8 protein-coding genes are annotated in these 12,997 nt (G+C 53.2%); 6 read left to right on the forward strand and 2 right to left on the reverse strand.

Going from position 1 to position 12,997, the window contains the following annotated elements:
- Window positions 1–18: 18 nt before the first annotated feature.
- The gene (locus IEX98_RS07360; RefSeq protein WP_188888538.1) at window positions 19–939 is read right to left on the reverse strand and encodes a proline dehydrogenase family protein; all 921 of its coding nucleotides are present in this window, start codon (window positions 937–939) and stop codon (window positions 19–21) included.
- Window positions 940–1,008: 69 nt separating this feature from the next.
- Between IEX98_RS07360 and pruA the strand changes: the two genes are divergently transcribed.
- The 5 genes from pruA to IEX98_RS07385 all read left to right on the forward strand — a co-directional run bounded on the left by pruA (window position 1,009) and on the right by IEX98_RS07385 (window position 10,717).
- The gene (gene pruA, locus IEX98_RS07365; protein ID WP_188888281.1) at window positions 1,009–2,556 is read left to right on the forward strand and encodes an L-glutamate gamma-semialdehyde dehydrogenase; all 1,548 of its coding nucleotides are present in this window, start codon (window positions 1,009–1,011) and stop codon (window positions 2,554–2,556) included.
- 112 nt (window positions 2,557–2,668) lie between these two features.
- Window positions 2,669–3,238 carry a glycerol-3-phosphate responsive antiterminator gene (locus IEX98_RS07370; RefSeq protein WP_308421765.1) on the forward strand — a complete coding sequence of 190 codons (570 nt, stop codon included), beginning with the start codon at window positions 2,669–2,671 and terminating at the stop codon, window positions 3,236–3,238.
- Window positions 3,239–3,390: 152 nt separating this feature from the next.
- Window positions 3,391–4,887 (forward strand): glycerol kinase GlpK, encoded by a 1,497-nt coding sequence (gene glpK, locus IEX98_RS07375; RefSeq protein ID WP_188888282.1) that lies wholly within the window; start codon window positions 3,391–3,393, stop codon window positions 4,885–4,887.
- A 301-nt stretch (window positions 4,888–5,188) separates the two neighbouring features.
- Entirely contained in the window at window positions 5,189–6,889 is a 1,701-nt protein-coding gene (locus tag IEX98_RS07380) for a glycerol-3-phosphate dehydrogenase/oxidase (RefSeq protein ID WP_374705326.1), read from the forward strand.
- A 1,302-nt stretch (window positions 6,890–8,191) separates the two neighbouring features.
- A complete protein-coding gene (locus tag IEX98_RS07385) occupies window positions 8,192–10,717 on the forward strand; it encodes a glycosyl hydrolase family 18 protein (RefSeq protein WP_374705330.1) in 2,526 nt (841 codons plus the stop codon).
- Between the two features lie 85 nt (window positions 10,718–10,802).
- On the opposite strand, the gene IEX98_RS07390 is transcribed toward IEX98_RS07385, so the two are convergent.
- Window positions 10,803–12,266 (reverse strand): MDR family MFS transporter, encoded by a 1,464-nt coding sequence (locus tag IEX98_RS07390; protein ID WP_229692034.1) that lies wholly within the window; start codon window positions 12,264–12,266, stop codon window positions 10,803–10,805.
- A gap of 160 nt (window positions 12,267–12,426) precedes the next feature.
- Between IEX98_RS07390 and IEX98_RS07395 the strand changes: the two genes are divergently transcribed.
- Complete coding sequence (locus IEX98_RS07395; protein WP_188888283.1) at window positions 12,427–12,954, forward strand: PadR family transcriptional regulator; 528 nt, start codon at window positions 12,427–12,429, stop codon at window positions 12,952–12,954.
- Window positions 12,955–12,997 lie beyond the last annotated feature (43 nt).

Here is a 12,997-nt window from a genome sequence, read left to right on the forward strand (position 1 = left end):
TTCATGGCCTATTTTGGCTTAGTGGAACATATTTTTTAGAACCAGCATCAAGTTCGCCGGCTTCTCTGCAAGCCTGCGCGTGTAATAGGGATACCACATGCTTCCGTACGGCATGTAGCAGCGTATCCGGTAGCCTTGTTTGGCAAGCGATGCTTGCTCGTTCGACCGCAACCCGTAGAGCATCTGAAATTCAAAGGCGGTTTTCGGCAGCCGGTTGCGGCGGGCGTATTCTTTTACCCAATTGATGATGGTATCGTCATGTGTCGCAATCGCGGTATAAATGCCCTGATCGAGATGAAACCGGATGATTCGCTTGAAGCTGGATACAACGTCGCTCTTACGTTGGTAGGCAATGGAGGCGGGCTCCTTGTAAGCCCCTTTTACGAGCCGGAGCTTGACGCCAGCCTTGGCGAGCGTGCGGACATCGTCCATCGTCCGGAACAGGTAGGCTTGAACGACCGTGCCGACGTTCGTTAATCCATCGCTGTGCAGACGGGTGACGAGATCGATCGTGCGCTGCGTGAAAGGGGAGTCCTCCATATCGATACGGACGAAAATCCGGTGCCCGGCAGCCTGCCGCACGACCGCACTGATGTTGCGGTAACACGCCTCGCCATCAATCGCCATTCCCATTTGCGTCGGTTTGAGCGATACATTGGCATTGACCTTGCGTTCTGCGATCCCGTCAACGAGCCTAACGTATTCATCCCGGTAGCCCTCTGCCTCATCCAAATGCGTAATGCCCTCGCCAAGATGATCCAGCGTAACCATAATGCCGCGGCTATTCAAAATCTCGATCTGCTGCAGCGCATCCTCCAGATGCTCGCCGGCAATAAATTTTCTCGCCAGCCTTCGTCCGTACTTTAACGAAAGTCGTTTGACCGGCTTGCTGCCGGAAATCGTGAGCATTACTTTCCGATATAGCTCCGTGCCGTCCACCATCCTCTCCCCAGTCCTTAATTAACAGCTGCTCATCACTATGTTATTCCGAAGGAGGCTGTTCCTATTATGCGAATTCCGTTTCAGAATGAACCGTTTACACCATTTAACGACGCTGGCAACAATCGTGACTACGATGCCGCGCTGCAAGAAGTCCGGTCGAAGCTTGGCCGGCATTATCCGCTTGTGATCGGCGGCGAACGAATCGAGACGGACAGGAAGGAAGGCTCAATCAACCCGGCACGTATAAAAGAAACCGTCGGCATCGTCTCCCAAGCGGATGTTGGCCTAGCGGAAAAAGCGATTCAAGCCGCGGCGGCGGCTTTTGAAAGCTGGCGGTATGTAGCACCGGAGGAACGCGCCCGATACCTGTACCGGGCTGCGGCAATCATGCGGCGGCGTAAGCATGAGTTCTCGGCGTGGATGACGCTGGAAGCGGGCAAAACGCGAACCGAGGCAGATGCCGATACGGCGGAAGCGATTGATTTTATGGAGTTTTACGCGCGGGAAATGCAGCGTCTCGCCTTGCCGCAGCCATTGACGGCACTGAGAGACGAGGAGAACGAGCTCAGCTATATTCCGCTGGGCGTCGGCGTCGTCATTCCGCCATGGAACTTTCCTCTTGCCATCACGACAGGCATGACCACAGCTGCAATTGTTGCAGGCAACACGGTCGTATTAAAGCCGGCCAGCCCGACGCCAGTCATAGCAGCCAAGCTGGTCGAGCTGCTGGAGGAGGCAGGCTTGCCGCCCGGCGTCGTCAATTATTTGCCGGGGCCGGGAAGCGAGATCGGGGATGTGCTGGTTGATCACCCGCTGACCCGATACGTCAGCTTTACCGGCTCCAGGGAAGTAGGGCTGCGTATCAATGAAAGAGCGGCCGTGACACAGCCCGGGCAAAAATGGATCAAGCGCGTTATCGCCGAAATGGGCGGAAAGGATGCCATTGTCGTCGATAGCGACGCCGATCTGGAGCTGGCTGCCGAATCGATTACGGCTGCTGCTTTCGGATTTTCCGGGCAAAAGTGCTCCGCCTGTTCGCGGGCTATCGTTCATGAAGCGGTCTATGATACGGTACTGCAAAAGGTAGTTGAGCGTACTCGGCAGCTCGTCATGGATGATCCGGCTTTGGCAACTGCGGTGTTAGGCCCAGTTATTGACGAGAAGGCATATGCAAGAATACAGGAATACATCCAAATCGGCAAAACAGAAGGCCGCCTCATAGCAGGAGGAGGTACCGGGAGCGCTGAGGGCTATTTTATCGAGCCGACGATATTCGTCGATGTCGACAGCTCCGCCCGGATTTCGCAGGAGGAAATATTTGGGCCAGTCGTTGCTTTTACGAAGGCGGGCTCGTTTGAAGAGGCAATTGCGCTTGCTAATGCGACCGACTACGGGCTGACGGGCGCAGTCATCTCGAATAACCGGTCGCATCTGGAGCTGGCCCGGCGTGAGTTTTTTGCAGGCAATCTCTATTTCAACCGCAAATGCACCGGCGCTTTGGTGGGGGCCCATCCGTTTGGCGGCTTCAATATGTCGGGTACCGACTCCAAAGCGGGCAGCCGGGATTATTTGCAGCTGTTTATGCAAGCGAAGCTGGTGTCGGAGCGGTATTAACGGCAGGCTCACATGTGTTTTTTTAGCAAAAGGCTATGATCCCGTCCATAATGATGGTTAAAATAGAAGTATTGAAATGGATGAAGTCATGGATGGCGGGGAGCGATGGCAGGTGTCTTTTTTCGGGCAGCCGATCATGCCTTCAATACGAGGGTGGAAAGATTTCGAAGCGCTAATCGCTTCGTCCTATACCTATTTGGTGCTGCTCGACAGCCAGATCGGACAGTTGAAAAGCATTGTGGATGAAGCGTCGAGGCATGGCAAGCGAATATTGATTCATGCGGATTTGATCGAAGGGCTGAAAAATGACGAGCATGCGGCGCAGTTTTTATGCCAGCAAATTGCCCCGGCAGGCATTATATCAACAAGAGCCGGCGTCATTCAAAAGACGAAGCAGAATGGCTTGATTGCGATTCAGCGGCTTTTTCTGCTGGATACGAACGCGCTGGAAAAGAGCTATGCCGTCATTGAACGGGCGCAGCCGGATTTCATCGAGGTGCTGCCCGGCGTTATGCCGCACATGATTAGAGAGGTGAAGGAAAAGACGGGGACGCCGGTTTTGGCCGGCGGCCTCATCCGGACCGCTGATGATGTCGAGGCCGCGATAGCGGCAGGTGCGGAGGCGGTAACGACCTCTAGACGGGAGCTTTGGAAACGCTATGCGCCAGGGCAAGAGGGCTGATTGCTTTATGATTGTGTGCCGCTTGTGCTGGATGCCTGCGGTTTTGACTTAAGGTAGGCTTGGCAACGGCAACGGCAATGGCAATTGCATTAGTTCTGGATTTAGATTTGGATTGGTTAGACATTTCTGATGTGAAGAGGGGGGATGACGGCATGGAGCAGCAGGAGAAGTTTATTTTAGCCTTGGATCAGGGGACGACCAGTACGCGGGCGATATTGTTCAACCATGCGGGCGAACCATTTGCGGTTGCTCAGCAGCCCGTCACCTGTTTGTTTCCGCAGCCCGGCTGGGTGGAGCAGGATGCGGAGCAGCTGTGGGAAACGTCGCTTACGGTCATTCGCGAGGTGTTGGCGAAGGAAGGACTGACTGCGGACCGGATTGCCGCCATCGGCATTACGAATCAGCGCGAGACGACGATCGTCTGGAACCGGGAGACGGGCAAGCCGATTCATTCCGCCGTCGTCTGGCAGTCGCGCCAAACCGCCGAGTTATGTGAAACGTTGAAAAGCGCAGGGCATGATCAGTTGATCAGGGAGAAAACCGGGCTGCTGATCGACCCTTATTTTTCCGGGACGAAGGTAAAATGGCTGCTTGACGAAGTAGAAGGGGCACGCGAGCAGGCAGAAGCAGGGCAGCTGCTGTTCGGAACCGTCGACAGCTGGCTGATCTGGAAGCTGACAGGTGGAGCGGTGCATGCGACCGATTATTCCAACGCTTCGCGTACGCTGCTCTACAATATTTATGAGCTCGGCTGGGACAAGGAGCTGCTGGAGCTGCTGGACATTCCGGAATCGATACTGCCGGAAGTCCGTTCTTCATCTGAGGTATACGGAAGAACGGATGCAGCGCTGTTCGGCGGTGAAATTGCTATTGCAGGAGCGGCGGGTGACCAACAATCAGCTCTGTTCGGACATGCCTGTTATGACAAAGGAGAAGCGAAAAACACGTACGGTACAGGCTGTTTTATGCTCATGAATACAGGCCCGGAACCGATTCAATCGGAGCATGGGCTGTTGACGACGATAGCTTGGGGCATCGACGGCAAGGTAGATTATGCGCTGGAGGGCAGTGTGTTTGTCGCTGGCTCGGCAATTCAATGGCTGCGTGAAGGGCTGGAAATGATCGAGACGTCGGAGGAAAGCGAGCGCCTTGCGGCATCGGTGGAATCGAGCGAGGGCGTCTATGTTGTGCCGGCGTTTGTCGGACTTGGCACGCCGTACTGGGACAGTGACGTGCGCGGTGCGGCATTCGGTATGACGCGGGGAACGAAACGCGAGCATTTTGTCCGCGCTACGCTGGAATCCATCGCTTACCAGGTGAAGGATGTGCTGGAGGCGATGGAGCAATCCTCTGGTATGCAGCTGAAATCGCTATGCGTCGACGGCGGCGCGATCCGCAATGATTTGCTGATGCAAATTCAAAGCGATCTGCTGCAGGTACCGGTAGAACGGCCGGCGATAAGTGAAGCGACTGCGCTTGGCGCCGCTTATTTGGCGGGCCTCGCTGTTGGCTATTGGGACAGCCGCGAGCAAATTGAAGGGCAGCGCAGTACGGAACGCGTATTTGAGCCCGCGATTGGTGCTGAGCGTACCGCTGAGTTGTATGAGGGCTGGAGGAAAGCGGTCAAAGCGGCGATGGCGTTCCGGTAGGGAGGCAGCGGTTGTGGAAGGTGTGATCAGCCGCTTTCAGTTCCGATAGATAACGACTGCAAGATATGGATGAGCACAGTCATGTAGTCGCCTGTCCTGCTGTACACGAAGCTGCGCGCGATGAGATCCGGGCTGGCTTTTGCAAGACGTTGTGTGGTAAGATGGCCTTACAAGTTTATAATCGGTCGGAGATCAGGAGAAACCGTAATAACCTCTCGTTTTTGCGCAAGCAGAAGCAGGAGGTATTTGCGGCTTCTCCTTTTTTGCATTCCGTCACTATAGAAGAAACGGGTGATTGATAATGGGAAATGCAAGCGAAAAGGCTCGTAATGATGCAACAGCTTTTAATGCTCTTTATCGGGCAGACGTGTGGGAACGGATGCAGGGAAGTACTTATGATCTGCTTATTATCGGCGGGGGAATAACAGGAGCTGGCATTGCGCTTGATGCGCAGTCACGCGGCTTGCGGGCGGCTCTGATTGATATGCAGGATTTTGCGGCGGGTACGTCTAGCCGTTCGACGAAGCTGGTTCATGGCGGCTTGCGTTATTTGAAGCAGCTTGAAATCGGTGTTGTAGCTGAGGTCGGCAAGGAGCGGGCGATCGTTTATGAGAACGGGCCGCATGTGACGACACCGGAATGGATGCTGCTGCCTTTTTACGCGGGAGGCACTTTTGGGCGGTTCAGTACATCGCTTGGACTGCGAGTGTACGATTTTCTGGCCGGGGTCAAAAGAAAGGAACGCCGCAAAATGTTGAGCGTTGATCAGACTCTGGCGAAAGAACCGCTTCTTAAGCGCGAAGGGATGAAGGGCGGCGGCTATTATGTCGAATACCGTACAGATGATGCAAGGCTGACGATTGAAGTGCTGAAGAAAGCGGTCGAGCTGGGGGCGGATGCAGTACCTTATGTGACAGCGGAGTCCTTCATCTACGATGGGGATGGGAAAGTCGTTGGCGTACGGGCTCACGATAACATTTCCGGATCGGTCGGGGAGCTGCGTGCGAAGACGATCATCAACGCGGCGGGTCCATGGGTCGATAAGCTGCGCGAGAAGGACGGTTCGAAAAAAGGGAAAACGCTGCATTTGACCAAAGGCGTTCATCTTGTGTTTGATCAGAAGCGTTTTCCGCTGACACAAGCGATTTACTTCGATACGCCAGACGGCAGAATGGTGTTTGCCATTCCGCGTGAGGGCAAGACGTATATCGGTACGACCGATACGAACTATAAGTCGGATATTGCTCATCCGCGGATGACGTCTGGTGATTTGCGATATATTTTGAACGCAGCAAACGACATGTTTCCTGCGCTGGGATTGGGGCCGGAGGATGTGGAATCAAGCTGGACCGGGCTGCGGCCGCTTATTCATCAAGAGGGCAAGGACCCATCGGAAATTTCGCGGAGGGATGAGATTTTTGTCTCGGATTCAGGGTTGATCTCGATGGCAGGCGGAAAGCTGACTGGTTACCGGAAAATGGCCGAGACTGCCGTGGACAAAGCTGTCGGCCAGTTGGCGGAGAAAGGCTTGAGCGGGATCGGGGCGAGCCGGACGAAGACGCTTGCGATGTCAGGCGGGGAGGTTGGCGGTTCTGCCAGCTATGAAAGTTATGCTGCAGGAATGGCTAAGGCTGCCATGGAGAAGGGATTTGCAGCGGATGAGGCTAAGCGGTTAGCCGGGCGGTTCGGCTCCAATATGGAATTGGTGTTGAAGCTTGCTGAGGAAGCGAAAGCAGAGGGAGCGAAGCGCGATATTCCGATGGGCGTCATGGCGGAATTGCTGTACGCGATTCGCTATGAGATGACGGTAAAGCCGGTCGATTTTTGGATTCGCCGCACGGGCAACTTATTATTCGACCGGGCGAGGGTCACTCGCTGGAAGGAAGCCGTCCATGCTTACATGGCCGAAGTTTTCGGCTGGTCAGAAGAGCAGGCCGCAGCCTACACCGAACAGCTGGAAGCTGAGCTCGACCATGCTGTTGTCCCGGTCGAAGCGGATTAGGCGTAGTGTGGCTCGAAGGACGAGTGGAGAAAGTTCGCTGGTTGGCAGGGTAGAGATGTTGCGTGCGAGTGCATGATGCGTATCGGCAGAACGTGTGAGGGTTTTAACTAACATTTGTTTGGCTACGTTGTTATGCTCCAGCAAGTCAGAGGCACCAGCGAAGCAGGTTCGCAAAATAGCGAACCCAGTTGCGCTAAAAGCAACGTGGAGAGGTTAGTACAGGGCTACAGCGAACCAAATTTCGCAGTTGGTGAACCTAGGTTCACGAGTAGCGAAGATTGCTTCGCTGTTACAATTGGCACCCAAGCAGACTGCCACTGAGCGAAAATGAGTTCGTAAAATAGCGAAGCAGGTTCGTTAGAGGAAAATAGTGCGGTCGAGTGTAAGGATGCGCGGTGGCGATAGGATGAAGGCTGGTTTTCAACTAACATTTGGTTAGTCTTTCAATGCTACAGCGAAGCAGGTTCGCAAAATAGCGAACCCAGTTGCGCTAAAGGCGACGGGGAGAGGTTAGTACAAGGCTACAGCGAACCAAATTTCGCAGTTGGTGAACCTAGGTTCACGAGTAGCGAAGATTGCTTCGCTGTTATAATTGGCACCCAAGGCAGACTGCCACAGAGCGAAAATGAGTTCGTTAAATAGCGAAGCAGGTTCGTTATGAGGAGCAACCGAGGTTCCAGTTGGGCTAGAGCGAAAGTTGGTTCGTAAAATAGCGAAGCAGGTTCGTTGTGAGAGGCAACCGAGGTTCCAGTTGGGCTAGAGCGAAAGTTGGTTCGCAAAATAGCGAAGCAGGTTCGTTGTGAGAGGCAAACGAGGATAAAGGTGGCATCAGAGCGAAATTACTTCGCAAACCAGCGAAGCAGGTTTGTTATAGACGGCATAAGGAGATACAGGCGGCTTTCGCTCAAGCTCCTTTCGACATCAAACGAGTAATTCGTTTGATAGCTAAATTCCCAAAAGAGGTCCGGCGTTTCATACGCCGGACCTCTTTTTATTGTATAAAACTGTCGGACGCAGGAGGGTCGAAGGAATCATTTTTTACAGCGTGTTGCACCGGCAGTTAAGTTTTATATGAAATTAGACTCATATTTTACTGATTATGGATGTTTTTATCCCTTTAGCGTCTAAAGTTATCCTTTTAATAGATGCTGCGATTTTTGATAATAGGGCTGAGAAGAGGGGTGATGACACACAGGATTACAGTATTTTCGATGCTTATCGTATCGAAAATTTTTTATATCAAACCAACTTTTATAGGGAGGTAATAATGTGAAAACAGGCGGTTTGTATGTCATGAGGCGTATGGTGCTGTTTGCTATTCTATTGGCTCTAGCATTGTCGATTGCACCGATTCCGGGAATAGGCGCATCGAAGGCGGAGGCGGCTGACGCATCGTCGTACAAAATCATCGGCTACTATCCGGCATGGGGAGCCTACGGGCGCAATTATCAGGTGTGGGATATGGACGCTTCCAAGGTGACGCATATCAATTACGCATTCGCGGATATTTGCTGGAACGGCATTCACGGCAATTCATCCCCTTCCAGTCCGAATCCGCAAACCTGGACCTGTCAAGACGAGAACGGCGTAATCAATGCGCCAAACGGAACGATTGTAATGGGAGATCCTTTTATCGACGCTCAAAAAACGAATCCAGGAGATAACTGGAATGATCCGCTCCGTGGTAATTTCAAGCAGCTTATTAAGCTGAAAGCGGCCAATCCCCAGTTGAAAACAATTATTTCGGTTGGCGGCTGGTCATGGTCGAACCGCTTCTCGGATGTGGCGGCCAGCGACGCTACTCGTGAGGTTTTCGCGAATTCAGCCGTTGACTTCCTGCGCAAATATCAGTTTGACGGCGTTGATCTGGACTGGGAGTATCCGGTAAGCGGCGGTCTTGACGGCAATAGCGTTCGCCCTCAGGATAAGCAAAATTATACGCTTCTGCTTAAAGCCATACGTGCAAAGCTGGATGCGGCAGGCACACAGGACGGCAAATCGTATTTGCTGACCATCGCATCGGGAGCGAGCCAATCCTTCGTCAGCAATACGGAGCTGAGCGAAATTGCGAAGACCGTCGATTGGATCAACATTATGACCTATGATTTCAACGGCGGCTGGCAAACGATTAGCGGTCATAATGCGCCGCTCTACAATGATCCCGCAGCAGCAGCTGCAGGCGTGCCCAACGCTGCTGTCTACAATGTAGAAGCCGGGGTTAACGGCCACTTGAATGCAGGGGTGCCGCCAAGCAAGCTCGTCATGGGTACTCCGTTCTACGGACGCGGCTGGCAGGGCTGCCAAGCAGCGGGGAACGGACAGTATAAAAACTGTACCGGACCGGCTTCAGTCGGCACGTTCGAGGCAGGCTCGTTCGACTATTCCGATCTTGCAGCCAACTATATTAACAAAAACGGCTATACCCGTTACTGGAACAATGTAGCGAAGGTGCCTTACCTGTACAATCCGAGCAATGGCCTTTTTATCTCTTATGATGATGTGGAATCATTCGGACATAAAACTGATTTTATTAAAAGCAAAGGGCTTGGCGGCGCAATGTTCTGGGAGTTTTCCGGCGACCGGCAGTCTGTGCTGCTGGCTAAGCTGAAATTCGATTTGCAAGGCCCGGCTGCTCCGCCGGACACGATTGCCCCAAGCGCTCCATCCGGACTGAATGCGGTCAATGTAACGTCGACGAGTATTACGCTCAATTGGACGGCTTCGACGGACAATGTAGGGGTCAAAAGCTATACCGTCTCCTACGGCAGCGGAACGGTTTCTTCAACTGGAACTTCTGCAACGATTAACGGTTTAACGCCGAATACGGAATATACGATTACGATTACAGCAACGGATGCGGCGGGCAATATCTCGGCGCCAAGCGCAGCGCTCAAAGTAAAGACGACAGCACCTGTTGTGGACACGACACCGCCTAGCGTACCTGCGGGTCTAACCGCATCGGGAGTAGATGCAACGAGCATCACGCTCAATTGGACGGCATCGACAGATAATGTCGGTGTAACGGGCTATACGGTCTCGTATGGAGCAGGCAGTACGGTGCAAGCAACAGGAACATCGGCAACGATCTCCGGTCTGACAGCCGACACGCAATACACGTTTACGGTTAGAGCGTCAGATGCGGCAGGCAACGTCTCGGCGGCAAGCGCAGCGCTGACAGTGAAAACTGCTGCAGTACCGGCTTGTACTGCAACACCTTGGACGGCAACTGGAGTATTCCCAGGCGGACAACGGGCATCGTACAACGGACAGCTTTATGAAGCGAAATGGTGGACGCAAGGCGACCGTCCTGATCTGAGCGGCGATTGGGGCGTCTGGAAGCACGTTGGCGTATGCGGCAGCAGCGGCGGCGGTGGAGGCGGGGGGACGGCGGATACTTCCGCTCCATCCGTACCGGCTGGACTGCAAGCTACAGCCGTAACAACAAGCTCCATTACGCTCAACTGGAACGCGTCTACCGATAATGTCGGTGTGACGGGCTATACGGTTTTTTACGGCAACGGGCAATCAGTTGCAGCAACTGGAACGACAGCAGTCGTGAACGGCCTCACCCCGAATACCTCGTATACGTTCACAGTTACAGCGAAGGATGCGGCAGGCAACGTATCTGCAGCCAGCTCGGCGCTGAGTGCAACGACAGCGGCTGATTCCAACAGCGGAACTGTGGCAGCATGGGCAGCCGGCAAAGCGTATAAGCAAGGTGACGTCGTCTCCTATGGCGGCAAAACCTATACTTGTCTGCAAGCCCATACTTCTATTGTAAGCTGGGAGCCGGCTAACGCTCCGGCCCTATGGCAGCTGAAGCCTTAAAATAACAGCAATGCAAAAGAACCTTTTCCGCTATGCGGGAAAGGTTCTTTTGCATTCTTTATACGGTTGTTGATTTTATATGTTTCTATGCACTTTGACGAACGGCAATGGGCAGCCGTTTGCGGCGGGCAAGCAGCAGCAACGGTAACGCAAGCAGTACGACGAGCGCACCGGCGACAAATACATCGTTGACGCCCATCGTGAACGACAGCAGCCGCACCGAATCGGCTGATCCCGTACCATTAGCGCCTCCCGCACTAATCAGCTCATGAGAGTGGAAGGCCGCCCGGCTCGACAGCATGGAGGTAAACATTGCAATGGCGAAGGAGCTCAGCACATTGCGTATCCAGTTGTTAATCGAGGTGGCGTGACCGGACCATTCCGGCGTAATTTCTTCCATGGAAGCAGTGCTGCTCGGCACCGAAGAGAAGCCGATACCGATGTTGCGAAGCACCATCGCCCACAGAATAAAGCTGTACGAAACATCAACTCGAAGCCAGCTCATCAGGAACAGGCCGGCAAAGATGAAGACGATGCCGAGCGTAATCATTTTGACCGGTCCAAGCTTCGGATAAAGCTTGCCCGCAATGGGGCTGAGCAGCGCCAGCAGCACCGAAGAGGGCAGCAAAACAAGTCCGGTTTCCAGCGGCGTTGCGCCTCTTACGGTTTGAAGGAACAGCGGGGCGAGATAGGTCCCGCTATACATCGCGACTGTAATTAAGCTGTAAATGGACAGCATAATCGTGAACCGCCGATTGCGGAACACGCGTAAATTAAGCAGCGGCACTTCCGCCGTCAGCTCACGCCAGATAAATAAAGCGAGCAGCACGACTCCTCCTAGGAGCAAGCCTAACGTTTTTACCGAACCCCAGCCCCAGCTATGTCCTTGACTGAACGCCGTCAGCAGCGCCAAGCTGCCAAGTACGACCGTTAACAGGCCAGCTACATCCAATGATTTCGGGACGTTCATCCGGTAATAAGGTATTAAAGTTTTTGTTAAAATGACGGCAATCATACCAACCGGAACATTAATAAGAAACAGCCAATGCCAGCTTGCGTTCTGCAGCAGCCAGCCGCTGAAGGTCGGGCCGATAGCTGGAGCGACCATGGCCGATAACGACCAGAGGCTTACGGCAAAAGGGCGGCGTTCCTTCGGAATTACTTGAAAAATAATCGTCATCGTGCTGGACATGATCAGTCCGCTGCATGCCCCCTGAAGCATGCGAAACACGATGAGGGACGGTGCGCTCCAAGCAACAGCGCATAGGAAAGAGAAGAAGGTAAAACCGACGAGCGCGAATAAATAAAGCCGTTTGTAGCTGAATCTTCCGCCCAAATAGCCGGTTAGCGGGGCCGTTACGCCAGTGGCCAGCATGAAGCCGGTGACCATCCATTGCATCGTGCCTAATCCAGTATTAAAATGATCCATTAAGAGCGGAACCGCGATATTAATCGTTGTGGTCGCTAACACGGAGACGAAGGTGCCGAAGAAGATGGCGATCATGATCGGCCAGAAATGAATGCTTGAGGCTGAATTGCTGTTGGACACGAAGTTTTTCCTCCCTGACGACCTGGTTGATGATATGTCTATTTATACATATAATAAAGCTGTATCTATCGTAGTCCTGTACGTTCTTTATGTCAATTTTGACATATGAATATAATTTCGCATGTAAACGGATTAATAAGCATGGGAGGCTCTCTAACGAATGAATACTCTGTCTTACGGCCTTCTGGCGTTGTTAAGCGTTGGGCCGCGCACCGGCTATGATTTGTCGCAACGGGTCAAACCGCTTTGGCAAGCGGGCCATAGTCAAATTTATCCGCTGCTGTCGCAGCTGGAGCAGTCCGGCTATATTACGTTTGAGCTGATCGAGCAATCGGACAAGCCGGACAAGAAGGAATATACGATTACGGAATCGGGGCTGGCCGAGTTAAGCGAATGGGTTGGCGATTCTGCGGGGAAGCCGGTGCTTAAAGATGATCTGCATATTAAGCTGTATGCCATCTGGCTGGCTGAGCCGGAGAAAGCGAGACAATTGCTTCAGGCACGCGCCGCTTTTTGCTTGAGCGAGCTGGAACGCTATCAGCTGCTGATGGATAATGTGGAGAAGGATCGATCCAGCGATGGCGGTAAAAAGCATTTTGGACGTTATCTGCTCATTCGGAAGCGGGTCATGGACGTGGAAGCGAATCTTCAATTTTGCAAATGGGCGTTAAGCGAGCTGGGCAGTTAACAGTCTCGCTTTTTCTTTTCCCGGAATATTTTTAAGTTGCCGC

This window comes from Paenibacillus radicis (ex Gao et al. 2016), assembly GCF_014641555.1.
Taxonomy (GTDB): domain Bacteria; phylum Bacillota; class Bacilli; order Paenibacillales; family Paenibacillaceae; genus Pristimantibacillus; species Pristimantibacillus radicis.